The organism is Streptomyces sp. NPDC002076 (assembly GCF_053593835.1).
Genome location: NZ_JBSFDI010000001.1, coordinates 858,250 through 883,744 on the forward strand (window position 1 = coordinate 858,250; position 25,495 = coordinate 883,744).

The window sequence follows — 25,495 nt, forward strand, 5'->3', positions numbered from 1 at the left end:
ACGAGGGGGCGTCACGGGGGATGGGCTACACGATTCCGGGGTGGCTGGACGAGGTCCTGGACTTCATCGGCATCCACTTCCCCAATGTCGATGAGGACGACTACCGCGACATGGCCCACGCCATGCGGGAGTTCGCCGACAAGTTCGAGGGCCACGGCGCGGACGCGCACAAGACGGTGGAGCAGATCCTGGCCTCCTCGCACGGCTGGGCCGTCCACTCCATGCAGACCCACTGGAACCAGGTCAAGGCCGGCCACCTGGACAAGATCCCGGAACTGGCCCGCCTCTTCGCCGACGCGCTGGACGTGGTCGCGGACATCGTCTTCGGAATGAAGACGAAGGCCGAGGCCGAACTCGCCGTCATGGCGGGCTCGGTGGGCCTGTCGGTCGGCCTGTCCTTCGTCACCGGAGGCCTGTCCGCCGTGCTGGGCGCGGCCGAGGTCACGGCCATGCGGCAGTTGGTGAAACGCATCATCGACGAGGCCGCCGACCGCATCGTGGACGAGCTGGTCGCCCGGGTCACCGCACCGGTCAACGCCAAGCTGGAGGCGATGATCGAGGACGCGGTGCTGAATCTGGCGGAGGACGCGTTCACCCTGCCGCCCGGCCCGACTGGCTCCGGCGCGGGCGGCGGCGCCGGCGGTGGTCACGGGCACGGGCATGGCGGCATGCAGCTGGCCTCGGCGGGAGCCGGCGGTGGCATGGAACTAGCCTCCGCGTCCGGCGGTTCCGGCTCGGGCGGCGACCTCCACATCGACCACGAGGCGTTCGAGAGCGGAGCCGGCAAGCTCTCCTTCCACGGCAGCGAACTCCACGCGAACAGCGCCTCCCCACTCGGCCGGGCCAAGGGCCTGTTCGGCCGCACCAGGGGCAAGGACCCCTTCACCCAAGCCTTCGACTCGATGATCCATGGCGCCCTGCACGGCTGCGAGAAGGCCCTCGGCAAGATCGGCAAACACCTCACCGAGACGATTCCGAATCGTGCGAAGGCGGTCTCCCGGCACCACAAGGAGATCGACAACGAGATCGGGCTGCGGGCCAAGGGCATCAGGACGGGCAAGGACGGCGAGCAACGTGTGTATCTGATGCACGCCGACGGGTCCGTGCAGCGACTGCATACCGACGGCGGTACGGCAGAGCTCGACGACCACGACAGAAAGCGTCTCCACGGCATCGTCGGCGACGACGGCCGTTTCTACATTCCTTCGACGCAGAAACAGAAGTCGGAGTTCTACGCAGAGGAAGCCCATAAAGACAGGGTGCAGTCCAAGAAGATCGATGCATCCACCAGCGATCTGGCCCGGGCCACGCAGGCAGCCCGTGTCGCGCGGGACGACTTCGATGGGACGAACTACGCGGCAGGTCGCTACATCGATGCGGGCGGCAGGGAATCGATTCTCGTCGGCTACAGCAACAAGCGGGGGCATTCCGAGCGAATGATCGGATTCCCGATCCTGCACTCAGACCAAGGGCACAGACTCAAAGAAATATTCACGGAACGAGAACCCTGCCAAAAGAATCCGGTATGCGCCCGCTGGCTGAGCTACCATTTCGGACAGGATTTCAAGGTCACCCACGCCGCGGACTACTACGACCAGAACATGAAGACCACCAACGCGGAACACACCAAGTACGTGAACGGCCTGAAGAAAGCCCTCGGACTTTAGCGGCACGCTAGGATGCGCCCATGCATTTCACCGTCACCCCCAGCGCCATGCTCGACGCCTACGGCCTGACCAATGTGGTCTACTATCCACAATTCTCCGTCGCCGAACCCGTCGACTCGCGCGCGTTGTCCCTCCTCAGTTCCGTGGGACTTCCGCAGTCGGAAGTCTTCACCTCCAAAGAGGATCCGGAGGACCCGTACGAGCCGGGCTTCGACCCGCTCATCATCGGCAGCCGCTTCGATCATTACGACTGGTCCTGCCCGGAGGAAAGTCGGACGTGGTGGATGCTGGGATACCTGTTCACCTCGCTCATCGCGCTCGACCCGATCTCAGGAAAGGTGTACGCCTTTCCTGAGAGTGAATCGCAATATATCCTCCTGCACCGCGATGTCGAATCGCTTCTCCTCAGTCTCATCGAGTTCCGAAAGCTCGAAGTCGGCCACGACAACAACATGGACCGAACGGAACTGTCCGAGCGTTTCCGGCGCGTTGTCGGTGCCTTCGATCCCACTCCATTCGCGGACGAGGAATCTCAGTGGAACCTGTCGCTTGAGGAGTTCGAGAACGGCATGTGGTGAGACTCCCTTGCTGGCGAGCTGCTCGGCATGTAGGTCCTCTACTCCAGCACCGACTTCGTCCTCCTCGGCAGGGAGGGCGCGACCGGCCTCGGCTTCAACCGCCTCGCGGATTACCGCCCGCCCACCTGGCCGGACCCGGCGCAGGAGAAGCAGGCGCACATCGAGCTGGGCGTGGACGACCTGGACGCCGCCGAGAAGCATTTGCTTGAACTGGGCGCCGACAAGCCCGAGTTCCAGCCGGGCGGGGAGCGGTGGCGGGTGCTGCTGGACCCCGCCGGGCACCCGTTCTGCATCACGACGCTGGTCGGACGAGAGCCCCCTGGACCGGCTCGCGACGTCCGCCCCCTCGGCCTCGGCGGCGGCCGCGAGGCGCCCGCTGGGGCCACAGCAGGACGTACGCCGCCGAGCCGATGCAGAACGCCAGGCGGAGGAAGCCCCGGGTGGAGTCCGACGGGATCAGCAGGGCGCCGCCGTAGAGGGAGATCAGCGCAATCCAGCTGACCCACGGAACCAGGCGGCGCTGGCCGATGGAGTCCCAGATCAGGGTGCCCAGGAGGACCGAGGCGTTGTAGTACGTGTACACGCTGGGGTCGAGGAGGACGCGCGCGTCGGCGGCCAGGAAGACCACCGCCGGCCAGCGGCCCCGCCGTACCGCCAGGGCACCGAGACCCATGCCCAACGCCATCTGCGCGGGACGGTCCCACCACGGCGTCACGCGGTCGTTCACGCCGAACCAGCGCAGGGAGGACGCCGGTTGGTTGGGGATCGTGAAGCGGGCCGCGTGCAGGGTTTCCAGGTGGGTCAGATAGAAGGGGAGCCACGCTGCCGCCACCAGCGCGACGGTCCAGGTCGCCGAGCGCAGGCGGACCGGGCGGGGCAGAGCCAGCAGCAGCGGCAGGAAGCCGACCGCCCAGGGTTTGGAGTCGACCGCAAGGGCCAGGAGCACGCCCACCGCCGTCGCGTTGCCCCGGACCAGTGCGCGTACCGCGAGCGTGGTGAAGAAGAGGGCCAGTACGTCGTCGAGGTGAGCGAAGCGGACCGCGACCTCGACCCACATGGGAATGAAGGCCGCCCCGGCGACCAGGACGCGCTGCTGGAGGCGTTTGTGGTTGACGCCGGTGCCGAGGTAGTGGTCGGCGGCGGCACGGCCGATCAGGACGAGCATGTACAGGCCGAGCCCGGACATGAACGCGTCGGCCAGTTTCTCACCAAGGTCGGGTGAGAAGGGTGCGAAGAGGCCGGCGGCCAGGAAGCTGACCGGGCCGATCTGCAGCTCGGGGTGGTTGGCGTAGAGGGCGAGGCCGCCGCCGGAGGCCTGGCCGAAGAGCAGTTGCTCGCCCTGGCGCAGATAGTGCCAGGACACGGCCGCGTGGCGTTCGGCCACCACGAACCAGACGGCCGTCCACAGCGTGAGCAGCACGATGTGCCACCGCACGGGGTAACGCCCGATCCGCACGTTCCTCCGTCCTTCCCGTCACACGGTCACCGTGTCCCCGCCCATCACAACACCCTCCGGTAAGAGCGGTTGCGGCGGTTATGGGTTCATCGCATACGCAGCTCAACGGCTTTGTCAGTGGCGGGCCTTACAGTCACGGGTATGGCGACTCTTCCCAACCCGCTGCCCAAGCTGGCCACCGACCCCAGCGGCCGTACCCTCGGGCTTCAACTGCCGCCCGGCAGGCTCGTCGACATGACGTACGACGGGCCCTGGCACGACCCTCTGCTGTGGCATGCGGAGAAGCCGGCCGCGCCAGGCACGTGGAAGGCGCTGGGCGCGCCGGCCGCTCGCGCCGGTCTGCTGCCGGTGCTCGTGGACCTGGCGGAGTCCCGGGGCGGACCGGAGGACTGGGCGCTGCGCCCGGGTGAGACGTCGTACCCGGGCGATCACGACGCCGAGGAGGTCCTGGCGGAGTACTGGGAGGAGGAGACGCAGGACGGCGAGCTCGACGAGGAGATCGAGCCGTTCGGGGGCGAGTGGCCCGGTCTCGCACCGGCCGGCTCCCTCTCCGCGGACCCGGACACCCGCGCCGCGCAGGTCGCCGACGCGCTCAAGGGCGGTCGGGGCGCGATGATCGAGGAGGCGCACCTCGCCCTGGTCCCGGCCCGCCGGTCCGCCGACATCCCGGCGGCGATCGGCTGGACCGGCCCGGTGAACTACGAGAGTGACGTGGCCCGGATGTGCGCGGTGCTGCGTTCCTGGGAGGACCGCTTCGGCATACGGGTGGTGGCCCTCGGCCTGGACTCCCTGGTCGTCTCGGTGGCGGCTCCGCCGGCCACCGAGGAGGACGCCGAGGCGGTGGCGGCGGAGCACTTCGCGTTCTGCCCGGACAACGTGCTCCAGGGCGAGCAGGACACCTTCCGCGCCTACGCGAAGGACCTGATAGGGGCACCCGCCTGGGCCTTCTGGTGGGACTGACCCCGGCCGGAGCTCCCTGACAAGCACACGACCCCCGGTCCGGCTCCACTCCGAGCCGGTCCGAGGGCCGCAGCATGCTCGCGTCCGGCTCAGCGCAGCTTCTGCGCCGCCTCGGTCGCCCAGTACGTGAGGATGTTCCGGGCCCCGGCGCGCTTGATGCCGGTCAGGGTCTCGAAGATGGCCTGGTCGCGGTCGACCCAGCCCTTCTCGGCGGCGGCCTCGATCATCGCGTACTCGCCGGAGATCTGGTAGGCGGCGACGGGCACGTCCACGGCGTCCGCGACCCGGGCGAGGATGTCGAGGTACGGCCCGGCCGGCTTGACCATGACCATGTCCGCGCCCTCCTCCAGATCGAGCGCCAGCTCCCGCAGGGACTCGCGCCAGTTGGCCGGGTCCTGCTGGTACGTCTTGCGGTCGCCCTGCAGCGACGACGCCACGGCCTCGCGGAAGGGGCCGTAGAAGGCGGACGAGTACTTGGCGGTGTAGGCGAGGATCGCCACGTCCTCGCGCCCGATCTGGTCGAGCGCGTCACGGACGACGCCGATCTGACCGTCCATCATCCCGCTCGGGCCGACGACATGGGCGCCGGCGTCGGCCTGGACCTGCGCCATCTCGGCGTACCGCTCCAGGGTCGCGTCGTTGTCGACACGGCCCTGGGCGTCCAGGACCCCGCAGTGCCCGTGGTCGGTGGTCTCGTCCAGGCACAGGTCGGACATGACGAGCAGGTCGTCGCCGACCTCGGCGCGTACGTCCCGGAGGGCGACCTGAAGGATCCCGTCCGGATCGGTGCCCGGCGTCCCGACGGCGTCCTTCTTGCTCTCCTCCGGCACGCCGAACAGCATGATCCCGGAGACCCCGGCCTCGACGGCCTCAAGCGCGGCCTTCTTCAGGCTGTCGCGGGTGTGCTGGACGACCCCGGGCATGGTGGCGATCGGCACGGGCTCGCTCACACCCTCCCGGACGAACGCCGGAAGGATGAAGTCGGCCGGGTGCAGGCGCGTCTCGGCGACCATGCGGCGCATGACGGGCGAGGTGCGCAGCCGCCGGGGACGCGTACCGGGGAAGGATCCGTACTTCGTCATGCCTTCTACGCTACGCCCGCCGGGCCCCCGCCTTTGCCGACGCCCTGTCGGCCCGCTCACTGACTCCTAGGCACCCCACAGCGAGCCCATTCACGGGCAAACCGGCGCCGTCATACGAAGTCTTTGCGCTCTCCTGGCGATCCCTCGATCCGCGCGCCTCCCCAGCGTTCTACGCGCGTGGTGTCATGCCCGCGCCACCCCTCCTCGCCCGTGAGCCTAGGAGTCACGCATGCTGCGGAAGGTCCTCACCCGCGCGGCCATCGCCCTGACCGCCGGCGCCGCCGTCGTCGCCACGGCCGTCCCTGCGAACGCCGCGAGCTACTCGGCTTTCGCCTTCTCCCAGACCGGCAGCCAGCCGACGATCTACGACTTCATCGACTCGGCCACCAGCACGCTCGACATGACCATGTACGAGCTGGAGGACACCACGGCCGTCAACGACCTCATAGCCCTGAAGAACAAGGGCGTCACCGTCCGGGTCATCCTCGACCGCCAGCACCAGAGCGCCAACAACTCGGCGTACACGTCCCTGAAGAACGCGGGCATAGGCGTGGTCTGGTCGTCCTCGGCCTTCGTCTACACCCACCAGAAGACGATCACCGTCGACGGCGTCAAGTCCCTGGTCATGACCGGCAATCTGACGGCGCAGTACTACACGACCAGCCGCGACTACGGCGTCTTCACCGACGACACGCGCGATGTCGCCGCCATCGAGAAGGTCTTCAACGCCGACTACACGGCGACCTCGGTCACCCCGACCGACGGCGACCACCTGCTGTGGTCCCCCAACGACTCCCGCAACCGCCTGGTGTCCTTCATCAACTCCGCGACCAAGAGCCTGGACGTGGAAGAGCTGGAGTTCAGCGACAGCACGGTGGTCAACGCGATCGTGGCCCGCGCCAAGGCCGGCGTGAAGGTCCGCGTGGTCCTGGAGAATCCTTCCAGCTACTCCAGCCAGGTCTCCGCCATCAAGGCCGCCGGCGGCACGGTCGTCGGCTACTCCGACCCCAACGGCTTCTACATCCACGCCAAGGCCATGGTCGCCGACTACGGCCTGTCCACCCAGGAGGTCGAGGCCGGCTCCATGAACATCAGCAGCAACTCCCTGAGCAACAACCGGGAGCTCGGCATCATCCTCACCGGCACGGGCGTGGCCGAACCGGTGGCCCAGACGATCGAGACGACGTTCAACAGCGACTACGCGGGCGGCACGACGGCCTGACGGGCGCGAGCGGCAGGCAGATGCCGTCTGGCACCCGCCTGCCGCTCAGCGTTCACCGAGATCCTCGAGGATGCGATCGATCAGCTCGACCCGGTCGGGGGCGCGCCGCATCCGGGAACGGCAGTCCTCCAAGCGCCGCACCACACCGAACGGAACATTTTCCGCTCCCACGTCCTCCACACCTCTCCCGAGGGCCTGCAGCCCCCAGTACTGGTTGAAGGGGAGCGGTTCGCCGGTCACCGCGTCGACCAACGCGTCCAGCACCTCGGGCTCGGGCAGCGCATACAGGCGCGCATAGGCGGCCAGCCGCAGTCCGGCGTCCTGGGATCCCAGCAACGCGCCCGCGTCGAAGTCCCGCACGCGCTGCGTCGCGCGCACCAGACGGGCGAAGACCTGGTCCATCCGGCGGGTCCGCGCCCGGCCGCTGGGCAGTTCAAGACGTATCTTCACGTACTCGGCGGCGAGTTCCCTGACCGCGTCCCAGGCCTCGGTGTCGTCCACGGCCCCGCCCTCGGGGCCGTCCCCGACGAGAGCCGCGTTCGCCGTCCGCTGGACGGCCTCGATCCTGCGCTCGATCTCCCGGAACTCGATCCTTCCGAGACCCGGCACCTCGATACTGCGGAACAGCTCTCCGAGCCACGGCACCGCGGCCACCACCAGCAGCATCACCGTGATGCCGTCGATCTTGAGACCGGGTTCCAGGACGTGCAGAACGGCGGTTCCCACCCCAACACACGTCAACACCATCGCGGCAGCACGCCGCCGTATCCAGGAGGCAGCATCCGCACGCCGCCCCCGATCTCCCTCACCCATGCCGATCAGCATCGCAGACGCGGAGTTACGAAAGGAGTGATTCAGCGGCCCACCCTCCACCCGACTCGGTCGGCTGGAGGGTGGGCAGGCAAGCGGAGCCCCCTGGCGCCTCAGGTCGTCGTACGACGCCGGCGCGCCCCCGGCCGCCGCTCGCTGGGCCGCGTCACCGGGTCCCCGTTCTCCAGCGCGACGGCGCGCCGCTTCAGCCCGAAGTCGGCCAGCGCCTCGGCCAGCTTGTGGACGGACGGCTCCGGGGCCATGACGTCCACCCGCAGGCCATGCTCCTCGGCCGTCTTCGCCGTGGCCGGGCCGATGCAGGCGATCACGGTCACGTTGTGCGGCTTGCCCGCGATGCCGACCAGGTTCCGGACCGTGGACGACGACGTGAAGAGAACGGCGTCGAAGCCACCGCCCTTGATCGCCTCGCGGGTCTCGGCCGGCGGCGGCGAGGCGCGGACCGTCCGGTAGGCGGTCACGTCGTCGACCTCCCAGCCCAGCTCGATGAGGCCGGCGACCAGCGTCTCCGTGGCGATGTCGGCCCGCGGGAGGAACACGCGGTCGATCGGGTCGAACACCGGGTCGTACGGCGGCCAGTCCTCCAGCAGGCCCGCGGCCGACTGCTCGCCGCTCGGCACCAGGTCCGGCTTCACGCCGAAGGCGACCAGCGCCTTGGCCGTCTGCTCGCCCACCGCGGCCACCTTGATGCCCGCGAAGGCACGCGCGTCGAGGCCGTACTCCTCGAACTTCTCCCGCACCGCCTTCACCGCGTTGACCGACGTGAAGGCGATCCACTCGTAGCGGCCGGTGACCAGGCCCTTGACCGCACGTTCCATCTGCTGCGGGGTGCGCGGGGGCTCCACCGCGATCGTCGGGACCTCGTGCGGCACCGCGCCGTAGGACCGCAGCTGGTCGGAGAGCGACGCCGCCTGCTCCTTCGTGCGCGGCACGAGCACCTTCCAGCCGAACAGCGGCTTGGACTCGAACCACGACAGCTGGTCGCGCCGGGCGGCGGTGGAACGCTCACCGACCACGGCTATCACCGGCCGGCCGCCGTCCGGGGAGGGCAGCACCTTCGCCTGCTTCAGGGTCTGCGCGATCGTGCCGAGCGTCGCCGCCCAGGTGCGCTGGCGTGTCGTCGTACCGGCGATCGTCACCGTCAGCGGGGTGTCCGGCTTGCGGCCCGCCGAGACCAGCTCTCCCGCCGCCGCGGCCACGGAGTCCAGCGTCGTGGAGACGACGACCGTGCCGTCCGAGGCGCCCACCTCCGTCCAGCACCGGTCGGAGGCCGTACGGGCGTCCACGAACCGGACGTCCGCGCCCTCGGCGTCCCGCAGCGGCACACCGGCGTACGCGGGCACACCGACCGCCGCCGCGACACCCGGGACCACCTCGAAGGGCACCCCGGCGGCGGCGCAGGCGAGCATTTCCTCGGCCGCGTACGTATCAAGTCCCGGGTCCCCGGACACCGCACGGACGACCCGCCTGCCGCCCCGCGCAGCCTCCATGACAAGATGAGCGGCATCCCGGGCAGCGGCCGGGACAGCGGCGGTTGTTGACGTGCCGTCAACGACCGTCAGCTGGGGCGTGCCCGTGCCCGGCGGCGAGACCGAAGAAGGGTCTGCGTCCGTCCGTACGACGGAGACGCCTTGTCGGGCGTGCGTCCGGATCACGTCGAGCACCTCGTGCTCGGCGACCAGGACGTCCGCGTTCGACAGCGCCTCCACGGCGCGCAGAGTCAGCAGTCCCGGATCTCCGGGTCCGGCACCGAGGAAGGTGACGTGCCCGTGTTCCGGACCGGCGGCAGGAAGGGCGGTGGGGCTCAATGTGCTCGCTCCCCCATCAGACCGGCCGCGCCCTGGGCGAGCATCTCGGTGGCAAGGTCGCGACCGAGTGCCAACGCCTGGTCGTGCGTCTGGGGCACGGGACCGGTGGTGGACAGCTGCACCATGCGGGTGCCGTCGGTCGTGCCGACGACGCCGCGCAGGCGCATTTCCTTGACAAACTGCCCGTCGGCCAGCAAGTCGGCCAGCGCGCCCACAGGGGCGCTGCAGCCGGCCTCCAGGGCGGCGAGCAGTGACCGTTCGGCGGTCACGGCGGCCCGTGTGAACGGGTCGTCGAGTTCGCCGAGCGCGGCGATCAGGTCCGCGTTGTCCGCGGCACACTCGATCGCCAGTGCCCCCTGGCCGGGGGCGGGCAGAACCGTGTCGACCGACAGGAAGTCGGTCACCTCGTCGATCCGGCCTATCCGGTTCAGTCCGGCGGCGGCCAGTACGACGGCGTCGAGTTCGCCGTCGTGGACGTACCGGATCCGGGTGTCGACGTTGCCGCGGATCGGGACCGTCTCGATGTCCAGGCCGTGGGCGCGGGCGTACGCGTTCAGCTGCGCCATGCGGCGCGGGGAACCGGTGCCGATGCGCGCCCCGCGCGGCAGGTCCGTGAACTTCAGTGCGTCCCGGGCGACGATCACGTCCCGCGGGTCCTCGCGCACCGGTACGGCGGCCAGGACCAGGTCATCGGGCTGCGTGGTCGGCAGGTCCTTGAGCGAATGAACCGCGAAGTCGACCTCGCCCCGTATCAGCGCGTCGCGCAGCGCCGTGACGAACACACCGGTGCCGCCGATCTGGGCGAGGGCCTCGCGGGAGACATCGCCGTACGTGGTGATCTCGACCAGCTCGACGGGCCGTCCGGTCACCCGGTGGACGGCCTCCGCCACCTGCCCGGACTGGGCCATGGCGAGTTTGCTGCGCCTGGTCCCCAGCCTCAGTGCCTTCTCAGTCATGCCGGTCGGTCCTTCTTGTCTGTGCTGTCCTCGGCCCGGGAGACGGCGGCGACCGTCTCGGGGTCGAGGTCGAACAGGGTGCGCAGCGCGTCCGCGTACCCGGCGCCGCCGGGCTCGGCCGCGAGCTGCTTGACCCGTACGGTCGGCGCGTGCAGCAGCTTGTCGACGACCCGGTGCACGGCCTGCCGGATCTCGCCGCGCTGGCGTTCGTCCAGGTCGGGCAGGCGGCCGTCGAGCCGCGCGATCTCACTGGCGACGACGTCGGCGGCCATGGTGCGCAGCGCGACCACGGTCGGCGTGATGTGCGCCGCCCGCTGTGCCGCGCCGAAGGCCGCGACCTCGTCGGAGACGATACGCCGGACCTGGTCCACATCGGCCGCCATCGGTGCGTCGGCGGAGGCTTCCGCCAGCGACTCGATGTCCACGAGCCGCACCCCGGCCAGCCGGTGCACGGCCGCGTCGATGTCCCGGGGCATGGCCAGGTCGAGCAGGAAGAGGGAGGGCGCCGGGCGCTCGGCCGGCGGCTCCGGCCTGCGCCGCTCGGGGATCCGGCCCACGCTCGCGGCGGTCGCGGCGAGCGCGGCGATCAGCTCGGCGTCCGCCTCGGGGGCACGGCGGCCGGGGCGGTCGATCGTTCTGCCCGCGGCCCAGGCCGCGTGCTGCTCCAGGGTGGCCGCGTCCATGCCCGCCACGGCGGCCTCGCCCATGAGGGAGAAGCCGGGCTGCACGGCGGCCAGGTCGAGCGGGCAGTTCTCGTCGGCGCCGACGGTGGTGGGCGGCAGCGGGGTCTGGGTCTTCCCCGCCTTCACGGCCGTGAGACCCGTGTCGGCGACGGGGGCGCCGGTGCGGCCCTCGACCGCCTGCGCGACCGCCTCGGCCGTGAGCACCAGGCCCGTCGCGCCGGTACAGGAGACGACGACGTCGGCACGTGTCAGCTCGTCCGGCACGGCGTCCATCCGTACCGCGCGGGCGGTCACCGCGTTGTCGTCGGCCTCGGCCAGTATCTGCGCGAGCCGCTCGGCGCGCTCGAAGGTGCGGTTGGCGACGACGACCTCGGCGACCCCGGCCCGCGCGAGCGTGGCTGCGGCCAGCGAGGACATCGAACCGGCGCCGATGACCAGCGCCTTCTTGCCCGCGGCCCAGTCCTCGACGGATCCGCCGACGGCCAGCTGCTCCAGGCCGAAGGTGACCAGGGACTGCCCGGCGCGGTCGATGCCGGTCTCGGAGTGGGCGCGCTTGCCGACCCGCAGGCCCTGCTGGAACAGGTCGTTCATCAGCTTGCCGGCGCTGTGCAGCTCCTGCGCCTTGGCCAGGGAGTCCTTGATCTGGCCGAGGATCTGCCCCTCGCCGACGACCATCGAGTCCAGGCCGCAGGCCACCGAGAACAGGTGGTGGACGGCCCGGTCCTCGTAGTGCACGTAGAGGTACGGGGTGAGCTCCTCCAGGCCGACGCCGCTGTGCTGGGCGAGCAGCGTGGACAGCTCGGCGACACCGGCGTGGAACTTGTCCACGTCGGCGTACAGCTCGATGCGGTTGCAGGTGGCGAGCACCGCGGCCTCGGTGGCCGGCTCGGCGGCGACCGTGTCCTGCAGCAGCTTGATCTGGGCGTCCGCGCCCAGCGCGGCCCGCTCCAGCACGCTGACCGGGGCGCTGCGGTGGCTCAGCCCGACAACGAGGAGACTCATGCCGGCATCACGGCGGGTACGTCCCCGTCGGGCCCCTGGTCGGCGGACGCGTCGTGCGCGGTGGCGGGCAGCGAGCCGACGTCACCGGCCGTGGTCTCCTCGCCTGCCTTGCGCTGCTCGTGGAAGGCGAGGATCTGGAGTTCGATCGAGAGGTCGACCTTGCGCACGTCGACGCCGTCCGGGACGGACAGCACGGTCGGCGCGAAGTTCAGGATGGAGGTGACCCCGGCGGCCACGAGCCGGTCGCAGACCTGCTGGGCGGCACCGGCGGGAGTGGCGATGACGCCGATGGACACCCCGTTGTCCTTGATGATCTTTTCCAGGTCGTCGGTGTGCTGCACCGGGATACCGGCGACGGGCTTTCCGGCCATCGCGGGATCGGCGTCGATCAGCGCGGCCACCCGGAAACCACGGGAGGCGAACCCGCCGTAATTGGCCAGGGCGGCGCCGAGGTTACCGATACCGACGATCACAACCGGCCAGTCCTGGGTCAGGCCGAGTTCACGGGAGATCTGGTAGACGAGATACTCCACGTCGTAGCCGACACCGCGCGTTCCGTAGGAGCCCAGGTAGGAGAAGTCCTTGCGCAGCTTGGCGGAGTTGACCCCCGCCGCGGCCGCCAGCTCCTCGGAGGAGACCGTGGGTACCGAGCGCTCCGACAGTGCGGTCAGGGCTCGGAGGTACAGCGGAAGCCTGGCGACGGTGGCCTCGGGAATCCCTCGGCTACGGGTCGCCGGTCGGTGTGTTCGGCCAGTTGCCACGGTGCTCCTGCGGGTAGAGCGGGGCTGCAGGCGGTCATACGTCCCCAGACCGCCCCGTCGACAGCAGGCTATGTCTTTGTGAACGCGTGCACAAAGATGGTGTCCGATTTGCCCGGCAGAAGTGACCGGGGTCACGCACCCTTCACGCCCTTGACGGGAACCGGTGCATACGCACCGACGTTCCTTCGTTACTGGGGGCAAAACCGCACACTCTCCTCACGAATCCCGCCCCCGAGATCAGACCGCCGTCGATCCTAAGCGACTTTCCGACCGGTTTGGACTAGTCGGTCAGTGCCCGGCGCAGCCGCTCCTCGTTCACGCGCCAGAAGGTGTGCTGTTCACCATCGATCAGTACGACCGGGATCTGCTCCCAGTACTGGTCATGGAGGGCCCGGTCCTCGGTGATGTCCTTCTGCTCCCAGGACACGCCGAGTTCGGCGCAGACCTTCTCGATCACGACCTGCGCGTCCTCGCAGAGATGGCAGCCGGGCTTGCGGATGAGCGTGACGAGCCGGTCACGGGGGTCGGCGGGGGCGGCCTTGCGGCGGAAAAGCGGACTCATACCGGCCATTGTCGCGCGCCCCGTGCACGCTTCGGATCAGCTCTTTAACGGCCCGGTCGCGGAGAGTTCACACGCATCCAACCTCGCGACTGACGGAACCACCGAACAAACTGGCTATGCTCACGACATGGCCGCTCTCGGATGGCTCACTCCGCGTAGGCGCTCCGCCACCGCGCGCAGCGTGTTGGCAGGCGAGGCCTCGGCGGAGGCTGCCCGCAAGTCCTCGCAGGAAGCGCAGGAAACGCAGGTCACCGACAGGGAACCGGAGTTCCCCGTGATCGGGGACGAGAAGGCGGCTGCCTTCTTCGACCTCGACAACACCGTCATGCAGGGCGCCGCTCTGTTCCACTTCGGCCGGGGCCTGTACAAGCGGAAGTTCTTCGAGACGCGCGACCTCGCCAAGTTCGCCTGGCAGCAGGCCTGGTTCCGGCTGGCCGGCGTCGAGGACCCCGAGCACATGCAGGACGCGCGCGACTCGGCGCTGTCGATCGTCAAGGGCCACCGGGTCGCCGAGCTGGAGTCGATCGGCGAGGAGATCTACGACGAGTACATGGCCGACCGCATCTGGCCCGGCACCCGCGCCCTGGCCCAGGCCCACCTGGACGCGGGCCAGAAGGTGTGGCTGGTCACGGCGGCGCCGGTGGAGATCGCGCAGGTGATCGCCCGCCGCCTGGGCCTGACCGGCGCGCTCGGCACGGTGGCCGAGTCGGTGGACGGCGTCTACACGGGCAAGCTGGTCGGCGAGCCGCTGCACGGACCCGCGAAGGCGGAGGCGGTCCGCGCCCTGGCCGCGGCGGAGAGCCTCGACCTCTCCCGCTGCGCGGCCTACAGCGACAGCCACAACGACATCCCGATGCTGTCCCTGGTCGGCCACCCCTACGCCATCAACCCCGACGCCAAGCTGCGCAAACACGCCCGCGAGAAGGACTGGCGCCTGCGCGACTACCGCACCGGCCGGAAGGCGGCGAAGGTCGGCATCCCGGCGGCGGCGGGGGTCGGAGCGGTGGCCGGTGGCACTGCGGCGGCCATTGCCCTGAGCCGACGGCGCCGATAACGGCTCAGCGGCACCTCCCAGCCGGCAGCGCCCCGAACTCACCCAGCCTCGGCATCGGACCCGGATTATGCCGCGGCCACTTCAACACGCGCTGTACCTCGCCGAAATCGGCCAGATTTCGGTCAACAAGCGATCACGCTACGGCACTTGAGGTGGCGTCAATCAGCAACAGAAGCGACGCAATCGATGATTTGAGCAACTCGGTGTAGCAGTGCCTGCACGAAGCGTTATTCTCCTCAGACGCAAACCGGTACCCCTCCGTCGCTACGACGGGTGAACGGTCCCGCACTGCACGTGATGAAAGCTCTGCCTCTGGGAGTCCCGTGTACCCACACGTCGGGGTTGACGCCTCGGGCCTGGCTACGCTGCGCGCAACCGTCGCAGCGGTCAAAGAGACGCTGCGCGGCCTCGCCCCGACCGCGTACGCCGTCCCCGCCTTCGCCGCCGCCGCGCCCGTAGGCCCCTGCTACGCACTGGCCGAAGGCAGCGCCGCCGTGGGCAGGCGCGGCCGCTCCGCCGGCACCGGCGCCGCCACCGCCCGCCGCCCGGCCGCCGACAGCGACAGCGCCCGGATGATGGATCTGGTCGAGCGCGCTCAAGCGGGCGAGGCCGAGGCCTTCGGCCGGCTGTACGACCAGTACAGCGACACGGTGTACCGGTACATCTACTACCGCGTCGGCAGCCGGGCCACCGCCGAGGACCTGACGAGCGAGACCTTTCTGCGGGCCCTGCGCAGGATCGGCACCTTCACCTGGCAGGGCCGCGACTTCGGAGCCTGGCTGGTCACGATCGCCCGTAACCTGGTCGCCGACCACTTCAAGTCCAGCCGCTTCCGCCTGGAGGTCACCACCGGCGAGATGCTGGACGCCAACGAGGTCGAGCGCTCCCCGGAGGACTCCGTCCTGGAGTCCCTGTCGAACGCCGCGCTGCTCGACGCGGTGCGCCGGCTCAACCCGCAGCAGCAGGAGTGCGTGACGCTCCGCTTTCTCCAGGGGCTCTCGGTCGCCGAGACCGCCCGCGTCATGGGCAAGAACGAGGGCGCCATCAAGACCCTCCAGTACCGCGCCGTACGCACGCTGGCCCGACTGCTGCCGGACGACGCCCGCTGAACCAGGCAACTCTCGGCAACACTCAACTCACGCTCCGTGAAAGCCCGTTGCCGCCACGATTCGGGCATCCGCCGTCCGTAACCCAAGTGCCGCGCCACTCGTTGTGCGGGATACAGGCTCCCTGTGGTCACGTCCTGGCAGACCCTGATCGCTCGATCGTGTGAAGTGGTCGCGGGCGTGCAACCCTCAGGACCCCCTGGGGAGTCGACCGTCATGACGAGAGGAGGTGCCGCCAGTGATCGCGAACGTATCGGCGCACCGGCGGGCGAACGCCTTCGCCCAGGCCCTGGAGGAGCAGTCCGACCGGGACACGGCGGCCCAGCAGTCCGTAGGCCCAGCAGGTTCTCCGCCGACCGCCGAGGAGCAGACCGAGCGGGGTGAGCTACTGGCCCTGGCCACGGGCCTCGGCGCGCTGCCCAAGCCGCAGCTCGACCCCGAGGTCAAGGTCGTGCAGCGCGCCCAGCTGGTGGCCGCGATGGAGGCCATGCTCAAGGAGGGCACGGGGGCGGCGGACGCGTCGGTACCGGAACAACGCCTTTCCCGGTCCCGAGGCGCCCACCGGGCGAGCCCGCTGGGCAAACTCCGCCCGCGTTCCCGGCTGACCAAGGGGCTCGCGGCGGGCGGGCTCAGCGTGGGCGTGGCCGCGGGAGCCTTCGGCGGGGTCGCCGCCGCCAGCTCGAACGCCCTGCCCGGTGACTCCCTCTACGGCCTCAAACGCGGCATCGAGGACTTCAAACTCAATTACCTGACCAACGGCGACGACCAGCGCGGCCAGACGTACCTCGACCAGGCCTCCACCCGGCTCAACGAGGCCCGCCGGCTGCTGGAGCGCGGCCGCGGCGGCCACCTCGACCACGAGTCCATCGGCGAGATCCGCCGCACGCTCTCCGGCATGCAGCAGGACGTCACCGAGGGCCACCGCCTGCTCCACGAGGCCTATGAGGCCGACCCCCACTCCCTGGGCCCCATCCAGGCCCTGTCCACGTTCTCCCGCTCCCACCGCGAGGTGTGGACCGCGCTCAGCGACAAGCTGCCCGTGCAGCTCGGGGACGTCAAACAGCAGGTCTCGTCGGTCTTCGACGCCATAGACCAGGAGGTCGCCCCGCTGCAGTCCCTGCTCCCGCAGTCACCCGCCCAGGGCGGCGACGGCAAGCACCGGGGCTCCGGCTCGGCGTCCACCGGCTCCTCCGGCGGCGCCCGGTCGACGGCGCCGAGCTCCGCCGGCACCGCCCCGCCCTCCGGCCGGCACGCACGCCCGGGCGACCCGAGCGGCTCGGCCACCGGCAGCAGCGGCGAGGGCCTGCTCGGCGGCGACACGGGCGGCCTGCTGGAGCCACCGAAGACGGGCACCGGCAGCAGCGCCCCGTCCGCCGGCAAACCCCCGTCCACCGCCCCCGACATCACCCTCCCCCCGCTCCTCCCCGGCCTCCTCCCGGGCCTGGGCATCGACAGCGAGGACACACACTGACGCCGTTACGGCAACGACGCCGGGGGTGCCCCACCCAGGTGGGGCACCCCCGGCGTTCGTCCGCGGAACGCGCCGGAAAGGCGCAGGAGTCGGAGTGGGCGGGTGGGCGGGTGGGCGGGTGGGCAAGAAATCAGAAGAACACCGAGCGCCGCTGCACCAACAGCTTGTACAGCGTGTGCTGAATCTGCTCCCGCACCTGATCGGTCAGGTTGAACATCAGCATCGGATCCTCGGCCGCCTCCGCCGGATACCCGTCCGTCGCAATCGGCTCCCCGAACTGAATCGTCCACTTCGTCGGCAACGGAATCGCACCGAGCGGCCCCAGCCACGGAAACGTCGGCGTCAACGGGAAGTACGGAAAGCCCAGCACCCGCGCCAGCGTCTTCGCGTTGCCGATCATCGGATAGATCTCCTCCGCGCCCACGATCGAGCACGGAATGATCGGCGCGCCCTGCCGCAGCGCGGTCGACACAAAGCCACCCCGCCCGAACCGCTGCAGCTTGTACCGCTCGCTGAAAGGTTTCCCGATGCCCTTGAACCCCTCCGGCATCACCCCGACCAGCTCCCCCTGAGCCAGCAGCCGCTCGGCGTCCTCCGCGCAGGCCAGGGTGTGCCCCAGCTTGCGGGCCAGCTCGTTGACCACCGGCAGCACGAAGACCAAGTCGGCCGCCAGCAGCCGTAGATGACGGTCGGCCGGATGATGGTCGTGCACCGCGACCTGCATCATCAGCCCGTCCAGCGGCAGCGTCCCGGAGTGGTTGGCGACGATCAGCGCCCCGCCCTCGGCCGGGATGTTCTCGATGCCCTTCACCTCGACCCGGAAGTACTTCTCGTACACCGGCCGCAGCAGTGACATCAGGACCTGGTCGGTCAGCTCCGCGTCGTAACCGAAGTCGTCGACGTCGTAGTCCCCGGTCAGCCTGCGCCGCAGAAAGGCCAGCCCGGCCGCCACCCGCCGCTCCAGGCCGCCGTCGTCGCGCCCATCGGCACCCGCCCGCTCCAGCGGCTCCTCCGGCTTCTCCGGCTTCTCCTCGCGGCTCACAGGCCCATCTTCCCGTGCCCGGCCCCGGCCCGGCAGAGGCTGGACCTCACCCATCTCCCGGGCCCCGGCGTCGCCGAGGGCGCCGCGCCGGCTGCCCGTGCTCCGGCGCCGCGCCGGGCGCTGCACCGCGCCCCCGCGGGACCGGTCGTCGTCGAACGGAATGACCTTGGCGTCCGCCATCGTTGCTGCGCTCCTCGGTTGGCGCTAGTCGGCGCTGTGCGTCGTGGGCCGGCCGCCGCCCTTCGCGGCCAGCGCGGCGATCCGGTCGACGGCCCCCGCGAGGGCCTGAGGCGGCACCAGCCCGGGGCCCTGGCCGCGCGCGAAGTCCGCGAACGTCTCCGCCGTCGTGTACCTGGGCGTGAAGCCCAGCGTGTCGCGCATCTGGACCGTGTCCACCACCCGCCCGTGCGTGAGCAGCCGGATCTGCTCCGGCGAGAAGTCCGTCATACCGAGCGTACGCACCAGCGACCCCGCCCAGGTAACCGCCGGCAGCAGCAGCGGCACGGTCGGCCGCCCGAGCCGCCGGGAGCACTGCGAGAGCAGCAGCACACCGTCCCCGGCGATGTTGAAGGTGCCGCTGTTGAGGGTGCCCCGGCGCGGTTCGTGCGAGGCGATCCTGAGCACCTCGACGACGTCGTCCTCGTGCACGAACTGCAGCCGCGGGTCGTAGCCGAACACGGTCGGCAGGACGGGCAGCGCGAAGTAGGAGGCGAGCGGGGTGTCCGCGGCGGGGCCGAGGATGTTGGCGAACCGCAGCACGCACACGGCGACGTCCGGCCGCCGCCGGGCGAACCCCCGCACATACCCCTCGACCTCGACGGCGTCCTTCGCGAAGCCGCCGCTCGGCAGCGACTTCGGCGGGGTCGTCTCGGTGAACACGGCCGGATCGCGCGGCGCCGAGCCGTACACGTTCGTACTGGATTTGACCACCAGCCGCTTCACGGTCGGCGACTTCTGGCAGGCACCGAGCAGCTGCATGGTGCCGATGACGTTGGTCTCCTTGACCGTGGCACGGTTGCCGCTGCCCAGCGCCGTGCCGGTCACGTCCATGTGGACGACCGTGTCGGCGCCCGTCTCGGCGAGCACCCTGGCGATGGTCGGCTGCCGGATGTCGGCCTGGATGAAGTCCGCACCGCCCAGATGGTGCGCCGGCGGCACCGCGTCCACGGCGATCACCCGGTCGACCTCCGGATCCCGCTGGATCCGCCGTACGAACCGGCCGCCCAGTTGCCGGGCCACTCCGGTGACGAGCACGACCTTCCCCAAGATCAGCGCCTTCCCTCGTACGTGATGCGTACGGCCAACCTAGCGGGTTGATGTTGCGCTGTGATGACCACCCGATGCACGAAGTGACGGAAATTCACTCATCGGAACATGCCGGGTTCCCTCGGGCATGCCTGCTACCCCGACAGCTGGCCCCGGATATGCCTGTGGCCCCCCACCAGTGCTGATGGGAGGCCACAGATACGCGTGACACGCTCTCGCGACGCCGCCTACTTCTTGTTGCGGCGCTGAACGCGCGTGCGCTTGAGCAGCTTGCGGTGCTTCTTCTTGGCCATCCGCTTGCGCCGCTTCTTGATAACAGAGCCCACGACTACCCTCGCTCACTTCTCATCACTCGGTTGTTTGGGCGCCATGGGCCCACACGACCTACGAGGGGCTAGCCTACCCAACCGAGCGCCAAGGTCGTAATCGAGGGGGGTACCCCGGGTCACCCGGGGGTCACCCTGGGGTTGCCGTCAGGCAGTCTCCACCCCCACATAGCTGTCACGGAGGTACTCGTGTACCGCTTGCTCCGGGACACGGAACGACCGCCCGACCCGGATCGCGGGCAGATGACCGCTGTGCACCAGGCGGTACACGGTCATCTTCGACACTCGCATCACCGAGGCGACCTCCGCCACGGTAAGGAACACGACCTCGTTCAGAGGCCTCTCGTCAGCTGCAGCCATGACACACCTGAACCTTCCGCACTCGACGGCCACCGGCTTCCCCTTCCGGTGACTCTTCGTCGTTGCGTGCTCACTCCCCAATGTAGGGGCGGGTGATGCAAGTGGGGAAGAGGTGCACCCATCGCAGGCCTACTGTGACAGACACGCTCGTTTGAGTACGTAGCGGGTGAGCGGCCGGTAGTACTCAGACCGCACGGCGTCATCAACCGGAACGACGACGGACACGCGTCCCTCCGCCTCCCCCACGAACAGCGCCGGATCATCGGTGTCGGCGAGCCCGATGGTCTCGAACCCCAGCTGACCAGCACCGCAGACCCAGCCATGATCGCCGACGACCAGTTCGGGCAACGGCCCACCGCCCTGTGCCGCGGCCTCCAGCACGAGCCGAACCGGCAGCGGCGAATGACTGTGCACGCCCGGCTCACAACCCGGGCGCCCGTCGTCGGTTTCCCGCACCAACCCAACCCGCCGTGTGTAGCCGAGGTGATACGTACGTAGACCGAACCGGGTCAATATGTCGACACAGCGACCCTGCGCGGGAGTGAGCACGTCACACCCCGCCGCCGAGAGCGCGTCCGCCAAGTCGGCGTAGAACCCGAGCAGCCGCTGCGGATGCCCGGTCCCGAACAACACGGGCGCGCCACGCCTGGCCACCTGCCGGAGCCGCCCCGCGAAGGCATCCAACGCGGCCAGCGTCCGCTCCGGATCGATCACATCCGGCCCCGAAGTGTGCCGGGGATCGGCCGAGACCCCACACTTCTGCGCCATCAGCTCAAGCAACTCCGGCTGCTCCCAAGTCCCTTCGGGATCGAGCCCGATCAGCACCCGGGGATCCCGGGCCGCGAACAGCCGATAACTCCGCAGACTGTCCTCCCGAGAGGTCCCCACCTCCCCGGCGAGCCGAACAGCCAGCAGATGCGCACGCAGAGCTCCGCCGGTCGACATGGGTGCGATGGTGACGCATCGGGGCGGGAGAGGGGGCGCAAACGCGGCAAGTGCGCACGGTTGGCGTAACGGAGGCGAGGCCAGCCTCCTGGGCTGAGCCCCCGGTCCGTTCAGGGCAGCAGCCCCCGCAGCGGAAACACCGCCCGACGAGTGGCCCGTACCGCCTGATCAAGCCGATCCGCGGGGTCGTAACCCGACTCCCACGACGCCCAGTTCACCGGCCACCGCCCATCGGTCATCCGCTGCGGCCCGAACTGCCGGGTCCGAGCGAACACCTCCTGCCGCCACGCCTCCGGAATCATCGCCTCGGGTGCCACGGGCCGCCCCGCCGCGATCCCCACCAGATGCGTCCACGACCGCGGCACGACATCGACCACCGCGTACCCGCCGCCCCCCAGCGCGACCCACTTCCCCCCGGCGTACTCGTGCGCCAGCTCATGGCACGCCACCTGCACCGCCCGCTGCGCGTCCAGCGACACGGCAAGGTGCGCGAGCGGATCCTCGAAGTGCGTGTCCGCCCCGTGCTGCGACACCAGCACCTGCGGCCGGAAGTCCGCCAGCAACTCCGGCACCACCGCGTGGAACGCCCGCACCCACCCCGCGTCCCCGGTCCCTGCCGGCAGCGCGAGGTTCACAGCCGCCCCCTCACCGGCCCCGGCACCCGTCTCCTCCGGCCACCCGGTCTGCGGGAACAACGTACGGGGATGCTCGTGCAGCGAGATGGTCAGGACCCGCGGATCCTCCCAGAACGCCGCCTGCACCCCGTCCCCGTGATGGACGTCGACATCCACATAAGCGACCCGCTCGGCCCCCAGCTCCAGCAACCGGGCGATGGCCAGCGAGGCGTCGTTGTACACGCAGAACCCGGAGGCGCCCCCGGGCATCGCATGGTGCAGCCCGCCCGCGAAATTCACGGCGTGCTCGGCATCCCCCCGCCACACCGCCTCCGCCGCCCCCACCGACTGCCCGGCGATCAGCGCGGACACCTCGTGCATCCCGGCGAAGGCCGGATCATCGAGGGTTCCCAGCCCGTACGACCCGTTCGCCGACGCCGGATCGGCCGACGCGGCCTTCACCGCGTCGATGTAGTCCTCCCGATGGACCAGCCGCAGCGTCGACTCCCCGGCCGGCTTGGCAGCGACGACCTCCATCTCCCGGTCGAGCCCGAAGGCCTCCACCAGTTTCCGGGTCAGTGCCAGCCGGACCGGATCCATCGGATGGTCCGGGCCGAAGTCATAGCCCGTTACTGCCTCGTCCCACATCAGCTGTGCGCGGCCGCTCATGCCCGCCACCGTATCGGTCCGGTTGAGCGGCGAACGACCTGGCGTACACCAACGTCACCAGCACCAACACCATCGGCACGAGCATGGCCCCCCGATAGCTCCAGGCATCGCCCAGAGCACCCACCAACGGCGAACCGATCAGAAAACCCACATAATTGAAAATGTTCAGCCGCGCGATGGCCGCGTCCGAAGCCCCAGGGCCGTGATTTTCAAAAGCGTGCCGCCCCGCCGCCGCGAACGTCTGCGGCACCAGCACGCACAGCCCCAGACCCAACAGCGTGAACCCGAGCATCCCCACCCACGCCCCGGGCGCCGAGGCCACCACCGCGAACCCGCCGGCCGCCACCAGCGTCCCGAGCCGTACGACCGCCACCGCCCCGAACCGCCGCACCCCGAGGTCCCCGATGGCCCGCCCCAGCAACGTCGTCACCATGTACACGTTGTACGGCACCGTCGCCAGCTGTTCCGAGCTGCCCAGCACGTCCTTCAGATACTTCGCGCTCCAGTTGGAGACGGTCGAGTCCCCGATGTAGGCGAAGGTCATCACCAGGCAGAGCGGCAGCAGCAGCTTGAAGACGACACCGGTGCCCTGCCCCTGGTCCTGGCCCTCCCCCACCGGCGCCGGATCCCCGTCGACGTACCACCGGCTCCCCACGAGCGCCGCCGGCAGCAGCGCGGCCACCACCGGCAGATACGACACCCACAGCGCGAGATGCCAGTGCGCACCGACCCACGCCAGCGAGGCCCCCAGGATCCCGCCCAGGCTGTACGCGGCATGGAAACTGAGCATGATGCTGCGCCCGTACGACCGCTGCAGGCTCACCCCGAGCATGTTCATGGACGCGTCCAGCGCACCCACGGCCAGCCCGAACGCGCCCAGCGCCACCGCCAGCTCCGCCATGTGCCCGCCCGCCCCGGCGCCGAGCAGCGCCAGCAGGACGACCGGCTGGGACCAGCGCAGCAGCCGGCTGGGCCGTATTCGCCTCACCAGCTGCTCGGTGGTCACACTGCCGACACCGGCGAGGATCGGTACGGCGGCCAGGAAGACCGGCAGCAGCGCGTCGGAGACGCCGTACCGGTCCTGGATGGCCGGGATGCGCGTCACCAGGAGGGCGAAGGTGGCGCCTTGGGCGAAGAAGCTGAACGCCAGCGAGGCCCTACCGCGCCGCAGCACATCAGTCATGGCGGCGAGCGTAGGGCCCCGGGCTACCTGTGGGTAGATCCGGCCAAAGATGAATTTCCCTCAGCTTTACCCGAGCGGGGGCTCAGGCGGCGACAGGGACCCCGGGTGTCCCGGCCTTGGCCACCTCGGCCTCGACCTCGGCGTTGAGCATCTTCTCCATCGGCTCCACGGCCAGGCCGCCGCCGACCACGAATCCGATCACCATCGCGCCGACGAGGAAGACACTGCCGAGCCACACCATCGTGTCCACGGGAATGGTGTACGCACCCACAACCCGGGCGACACACTCGGCGAGCAGCACCAGCCCCCAGACGACCGAGAACGCCCTCTCCTTGCTCCGGAAGGCCGCGGACCGGTCCGACGCCCCGGAGACGAGCCGCTCCCAGGCGGCCTCCTTTGCCGCGTCGCCCTTCACCAGGAACGGCTTCATGCCCGCGGTCATCATCGGCTTGCCCAGCCGGACGGAGACGAGGATGCCGAAGGCGACGACACTGCTGACCCCGCTGTCCTTGGCAAGCATCAGCCGCGGGTCACCGGACACGAAGCTCAGCAGGAGCGAGACGACGTTGACGACCAGGATGAGGCCCGCCAGAGCATTGGTCCTCCGCTCCTTGACCAGGCTCCACACGGTCCTCAGCGCCGGCACCACACTGCTCCAGGCGAGGGCGGCGAAGGTGCTCATCCCGAACGCGTCCTTGAAGAGGTAGTACGAACCGAGCGGCACCGCCACGTCCAGGAGAAGCGGCCTGAAGTTGGCCAGCACGCTCGGTTCCTGCTTCTGCCGCTGCTCGGTCCGGCCCTGGGTCCCCGTGTTCTTCGTCATGCCCTCAGCTTCGCCGCCACCCGGGGTGCGCCAGTAGAAACGATCGTCCGGACGTCCGCATGACAATTGTCAGGCACCGGGCGATGGCTTTCGTCAAACCAGCAGGTCGGCCAACTCTCCCATGGAGGAGAAGAGTTGGTCGGCGGCCGCCAGCTTGGCCGCCGGTGTCATCGCGGTGAACCCGTAGACGGTCATGCCGGCCGCCACGGCCGCCTGGACGCCCAGCGGCGAATCCTCCACGACCAGGCACCGCTCCGGCGCCACCCCCATACGCTCCGCCGCGTACAGGAAGAGATCGGGCGCCGGTTTGCCACGCCCCACGTCCTCGGAACTGAAGATCCGGTCCTCCGCGAACCACCGGTCGAGCCCGGTCGTGCGGTGCCCGACCCGGATCCGCGCATGACTCCCCGAGGAGGCCACGCAGTACGGCACCCCGTCCGCGGCCAGCTTCTCCAGTACGCCGGCCACACCGGCCACGGGCTGCAGCTCCCGCTCGAACGCGGCGAACACGCGCGCGTGGAAGACGTCGTCGAAATCGTCCGGCAGCCGTTGACCGGTCCGCTCCAGCACGAGCTCATGGATCCGGTGCATCGCGGAACCCATGTAGTCCCGGATGGAGTCCTCGTACGACGTCGGGTGCCCCAACTCGGTCAGGTAGGCGGCCAGATGCCGGTTGGAGATGGGCTCGCTGTCGACGAGCACCCCGTCGTTGTCGAAGATGATCAGGTCATAGCGCATGGGCCAACCCTAAACGCAGAAAGGCCCACGCCATCCGGCGTGGGCCTTTCCCAAGAATTGTTCGGCGGCGTCCTACTCTCCCACAGGGTCCCCCCTGCAGTACCATCGGCGCTGTGAGGCTTAGCTTCCGGGTTCGGAATGTAACCGGGCGTTTCCCTCACGCTATGACCACCGAAACACTATGAAACTGACAACCGGACCGCCATCGGATGGCGGGGCTGTTCGTGGTTTCAGAACCAACACAGTGGACGCGAGCAACTGAGGACAAGCCCTCGGCCTATTAGTACCGGTCACCTCCACCAGTTACCTGGCTTCCAGATCCGGCCTATCAAC

24 protein-coding genes, 1 rRNA gene and 1 pseudogene are annotated in these 25,495 nt (G+C 69.7%); 8 read left to right on the forward strand and 18 right to left on the reverse strand.

Going from position 1 to position 25,495, the window contains the following annotated elements:
- Positions 1–20: 20 nt before the first annotated feature.
- The 3 genes and pseudogenes from ACWCQS_RS04095 to ACWCQS_RS04105 all read left to right on the forward strand — a co-directional run.
- On the forward strand, positions 21–1,667 hold the full coding sequence (locus tag ACWCQS_RS04095; RefSeq protein WP_451002970.1) for a nucleic acid/nucleotide deaminase domain-containing protein: 1,647 nt from the start codon (positions 21–23) through the stop codon (positions 1,665–1,667).
- A 20-nt stretch (positions 1,668–1,687) separates the two neighbouring features.
- On the forward strand, positions 1,688–2,245 hold the full coding sequence (locus ACWCQS_RS04100; protein WP_451002971.1) for an SUKH-4 family immunity protein: 558 nt from the start codon (positions 1,688–1,690) through the stop codon (positions 2,243–2,245).
- A gap of 33 nt (positions 2,246–2,278) precedes the next feature.
- A pseudogene (locus ACWCQS_RS04105) lies at positions 2,279–2,551 on the forward strand (VOC family protein); the annotation flags it as partial.
- On the opposite strand, the gene ACWCQS_RS04110 reads toward ACWCQS_RS04105, so the two are convergent.
- Entirely contained in the window at positions 2,538–3,701 is a 1,164-nt protein-coding gene (locus tag ACWCQS_RS04110) for a hypothetical protein (protein ID WP_451002972.1), read from the reverse strand. The pseudogene ACWCQS_RS04105 and the gene ACWCQS_RS04110 overlap by 14 nt on opposite strands.
- A 141-nt stretch (positions 3,702–3,842) precedes the next feature.
- On the opposite strand from ACWCQS_RS04110, the gene ACWCQS_RS04115 reads away from it, so the two are divergent.
- Entirely contained in the window at positions 3,843–4,661 is an 819-nt protein-coding gene (locus tag ACWCQS_RS04115; protein ID WP_451002973.1) for a DUF4253 domain-containing protein, read from the forward strand.
- Between the two features lie 89 nt (positions 4,662–4,750).
- Here the strand turns inward: ACWCQS_RS04115 and hemB are convergent, their stop codons facing one another.
- Positions 4,751–5,743 (reverse strand): porphobilinogen synthase, encoded by a 993-nt coding sequence (gene hemB, locus ACWCQS_RS04120; RefSeq protein ID WP_451002974.1) that lies wholly within the window; start codon positions 5,741–5,743, stop codon positions 4,751–4,753.
- 229 nt (positions 5,744–5,972) lie between these two features.
- Between hemB and ACWCQS_RS04125 the strand changes: the two genes are divergently transcribed.
- Positions 5,973–6,965 (forward strand): phospholipase D-like domain-containing protein, encoded by a 993-nt coding sequence (locus tag ACWCQS_RS04125; RefSeq protein ID WP_451002975.1) that lies wholly within the window; start codon positions 5,973–5,975, stop codon positions 6,963–6,965.
- 45 nt (positions 6,966–7,010) lie between these two features.
- On the opposite strand, the gene ACWCQS_RS04130 is transcribed toward ACWCQS_RS04125, so the two are convergent.
- The 6 genes from ACWCQS_RS04130 to ACWCQS_RS04155 all read right to left on the reverse strand — a co-directional run bounded on the left by ACWCQS_RS04130 (position 7,011) and on the right by ACWCQS_RS04155 (position 13,565).
- Positions 7,011–7,691 (reverse strand): hypothetical protein, encoded by a 681-nt coding sequence (locus tag ACWCQS_RS04130; RefSeq protein WP_451002976.1) that lies wholly within the window; start codon positions 7,689–7,691, stop codon positions 7,011–7,013.
- A gap of 197 nt (positions 7,692–7,888) precedes the next feature.
- The gene (locus ACWCQS_RS04135; RefSeq protein ID WP_451002977.1) at positions 7,889–9,601 is read right to left on the reverse strand and encodes a uroporphyrinogen-III synthase; all 1,713 of its coding nucleotides are present in this window, start codon (positions 9,599–9,601) and stop codon (positions 7,889–7,891) included.
- A complete protein-coding gene (gene hemC / locus ACWCQS_RS04140; protein WP_451002978.1) occupies positions 9,598–10,557 on the reverse strand; it encodes a hydroxymethylbilane synthase in 960 nt (319 codons plus the stop codon). Before hemC ends, ACWCQS_RS04135 begins: the two co-directional genes overlap by 4 nt.
- Positions 10,554–12,242 carry a glutamyl-tRNA reductase gene (locus ACWCQS_RS04145; protein ID WP_451002979.1) on the reverse strand — a complete coding sequence of 563 codons (1,689 nt, stop codon included), beginning with the start codon at positions 12,240–12,242 and terminating at the stop codon, positions 10,554–10,556. Before ACWCQS_RS04145 ends, hemC begins: the two co-directional genes overlap by 4 nt.
- Positions 12,239–13,003, reverse strand: a complete 765-nt coding sequence (locus ACWCQS_RS04150) for a redox-sensing transcriptional repressor Rex (protein ID WP_450982901.1) — start codon at positions 13,001–13,003, stop codon at positions 12,239–12,241. The genes ACWCQS_RS04145 and ACWCQS_RS04150 overlap by 4 nt, the downstream gene beginning before the upstream one ends.
- A gap of 280 nt (positions 13,004–13,283) precedes the next feature.
- Positions 13,284–13,565, reverse strand: a complete 282-nt coding sequence (locus ACWCQS_RS04155) for a glutaredoxin family protein (RefSeq protein ID WP_451002980.1) — start codon at positions 13,563–13,565, stop codon at positions 13,284–13,286.
- A gap of 127 nt (positions 13,566–13,692) precedes the next feature.
- Here ACWCQS_RS04155 and ACWCQS_RS04160 point away from each other — a divergent pair, with 127 nt between their 5' ends.
- From ACWCQS_RS04160 to ACWCQS_RS04170, 3 genes are all read left to right on the forward strand, one after another.
- Complete coding sequence (locus ACWCQS_RS04160) at positions 13,693–14,619, forward strand: HAD family hydrolase (RefSeq protein WP_451002981.1); 927 nt, start codon at positions 13,693–13,695, stop codon at positions 14,617–14,619.
- Positions 14,620–14,942: 323 nt separating this feature from the next.
- Entirely contained in the window at positions 14,943–15,728 is a 786-nt protein-coding gene (locus tag ACWCQS_RS04165; RefSeq protein WP_451002982.1) for an ECF subfamily RNA polymerase sigma factor, BldN family, read from the forward strand.
- 235 nt (positions 15,729–15,963) lie between these two features.
- Positions 15,964–17,196, forward strand: coding sequence for a DUF5667 domain-containing protein (locus tag ACWCQS_RS04170; protein WP_451002983.1), 1,233 nt, complete (start codon positions 15,964–15,966; stop codon positions 17,194–17,196).
- Positions 17,197–17,326: 130 nt separating this feature from the next.
- Here ACWCQS_RS04170 and ACWCQS_RS04175 read toward each other — a convergent pair whose 3' ends face one another.
- The 10 genes from ACWCQS_RS04175 to rrf all read right to left on the reverse strand — a co-directional run bounded on the left by ACWCQS_RS04175 (position 17,327) and on the right by rrf (position 25,338).
- Complete coding sequence (locus tag ACWCQS_RS04175; protein ID WP_451002984.1) at positions 17,327–18,418, reverse strand: lysophospholipid acyltransferase family protein; 1,092 nt, start codon at positions 18,416–18,418, stop codon at positions 17,327–17,329.
- A 24-nt stretch (positions 18,419–18,442) separates the two neighbouring features.
- The gene (locus tag ACWCQS_RS04180; RefSeq protein WP_451002985.1) at positions 18,443–19,504 is read right to left on the reverse strand and encodes an NAD-dependent epimerase/dehydratase family protein; all 1,062 of its coding nucleotides are present in this window, start codon (positions 19,502–19,504) and stop codon (positions 18,443–18,445) included.
- 227 nt (positions 19,505–19,731) lie between these two features.
- Complete coding sequence (locus ACWCQS_RS04185; protein WP_003948845.1) at positions 19,732–19,830, reverse strand: 30S ribosomal protein bS22; 99 nt, start codon at positions 19,828–19,830, stop codon at positions 19,732–19,734.
- A gap of 147 nt (positions 19,831–19,977) precedes the next feature.
- The gene (locus ACWCQS_RS04190) at positions 19,978–20,190 is read right to left on the reverse strand and encodes a helix-turn-helix domain-containing protein (RefSeq protein WP_159045602.1); all 213 of its coding nucleotides are present in this window, start codon (positions 20,188–20,190) and stop codon (positions 19,978–19,980) included.
- A gap of 129 nt (positions 20,191–20,319) precedes the next feature.
- Positions 20,320–21,135: a phosphatase gene (locus ACWCQS_RS04195; protein ID WP_451002986.1), complete on the reverse strand. Its 816-nt coding sequence runs from the start codon at positions 21,133–21,135 to the stop codon at positions 20,320–20,322.
- A gap of 110 nt (positions 21,136–21,245) precedes the next feature.
- Positions 21,246–22,418, reverse strand: coding sequence for an acetoin utilization protein AcuC (locus ACWCQS_RS04200; RefSeq protein ID WP_451002987.1), 1,173 nt, complete (start codon positions 22,416–22,418; stop codon positions 21,246–21,248).
- The gene (locus ACWCQS_RS04205; RefSeq protein WP_451002988.1) at positions 22,369–23,601 is read right to left on the reverse strand and encodes an MFS transporter; all 1,233 of its coding nucleotides are present in this window, start codon (positions 23,599–23,601) and stop codon (positions 22,369–22,371) included. Before ACWCQS_RS04205 ends, ACWCQS_RS04200 begins: the two co-directional genes overlap by 50 nt.
- Before the next feature lie 82 nt (positions 23,602–23,683).
- Entirely contained in the window at positions 23,684–24,424 is a 741-nt protein-coding gene (locus ACWCQS_RS04210) for a VC0807 family protein (protein ID WP_451002989.1), read from the reverse strand.
- A 93-nt stretch (positions 24,425–24,517) separates the two neighbouring features.
- Complete coding sequence (locus tag ACWCQS_RS04215) at positions 24,518–25,162, reverse strand: HAD family hydrolase (RefSeq protein WP_451002990.1); 645 nt, start codon at positions 25,160–25,162, stop codon at positions 24,518–24,520.
- 59 nt (positions 25,163–25,221) lie between these two features.
- Positions 25,222–25,338: ribosomal RNA gene (gene rrf / locus ACWCQS_RS04220) — 5S ribosomal RNA — on the reverse strand.
- Between the last annotated feature and the right edge of the window lie 157 nt (positions 25,339–25,495).

Bases quoted from the DNA above. Each gene is read 5' to 3' on its own strand.
- ACWCQS_RS04145 (WP_451002979.1), bottom strand. From the start codon at position 12,242: ATGAGTCTCCTCGTTGTCGGGCTGAGCCACCGCAGCGCCCCGGTCAGC.
- hemC (WP_451002978.1), bottom strand. From the start codon at position 10,557: ATGACTGAGAAGGCACTGAGGCTGGGGACCAGGCGCAGCAAACTCGCC.
- ACWCQS_RS04155 (WP_451002980.1), bottom strand. From the start codon at position 13,565: ATGAGTCCGCTTTTCCGCCGCAAGGCCGCCCCCGCCGACCCCCGTGAC.
- ACWCQS_RS04095 (WP_451002970.1), top strand. From the start codon at position 21: ATGGGCTACACGATTCCGGGGTGGCTGGACGAGGTCCTGGACTTCATC.
- ACWCQS_RS04125 (WP_451002975.1), top strand. From the start codon at position 5,973: ATGCTGCGGAAGGTCCTCACCCGCGCGGCCATCGCCCTGACCGCCGGC.
- ACWCQS_RS04200 (WP_451002987.1), bottom strand. From the start codon at position 22,418: ATGAGCGGCCGCGCACAGCTGATGTGGGACGAGGCAGTAACGGGCTAT.
- ACWCQS_RS04210 (WP_451002989.1), bottom strand. From the start codon at position 24,424: ATGACGAAGAACACGGGGACCCAGGGCCGGACCGAGCAGCGGCAGAAG.
- ACWCQS_RS04175 (WP_451002984.1), bottom strand. From the start codon at position 18,418: ATGGCGGACGCCAAGGTCATTCCGTTCGACGACGACCGGTCCCGCGGG.
- hemB (WP_451002974.1), bottom strand. From the start codon at position 5,743: ATGACGAAGTACGGATCCTTCCCCGGTACGCGTCCCCGGCGGCTGCGC.
- ACWCQS_RS04160 (WP_451002981.1), top strand. From the start codon at position 13,693: ATGGCCGCTCTCGGATGGCTCACTCCGCGTAGGCGCTCCGCCACCGCG.
- ACWCQS_RS04195 (WP_451002986.1), bottom strand. From the start codon at position 21,135: ATGTCGACCGGCGGAGCTCTGCGTGCGCATCTGCTGGCTGTTCGGCTC.
- ACWCQS_RS04215 (WP_451002990.1), bottom strand. From the start codon at position 25,162: ATGCGCTATGACCTGATCATCTTCGACAACGACGGGGTGCTCGTCGAC.
- ACWCQS_RS04100 (WP_451002971.1), top strand. From the start codon at position 1,688: ATGCATTTCACCGTCACCCCCAGCGCCATGCTCGACGCCTACGGCCTG.
- ACWCQS_RS04190 (WP_159045602.1), bottom strand. From the start codon at position 20,190: ATGGCTGCAGCTGACGAGAGGCCTCTGAACGAGGTCGTGTTCCTTACC.
- ACWCQS_RS04205 (WP_451002988.1), bottom strand. From the start codon at position 23,601: ATGACTGATGTGCTGCGGCGCGGTAGGGCCTCGCTGGCGTTCAGCTTC.
- ACWCQS_RS04115 (WP_451002973.1), top strand. From the start codon at position 3,843: ATGGCGACTCTTCCCAACCCGCTGCCCAAGCTGGCCACCGACCCCAGC.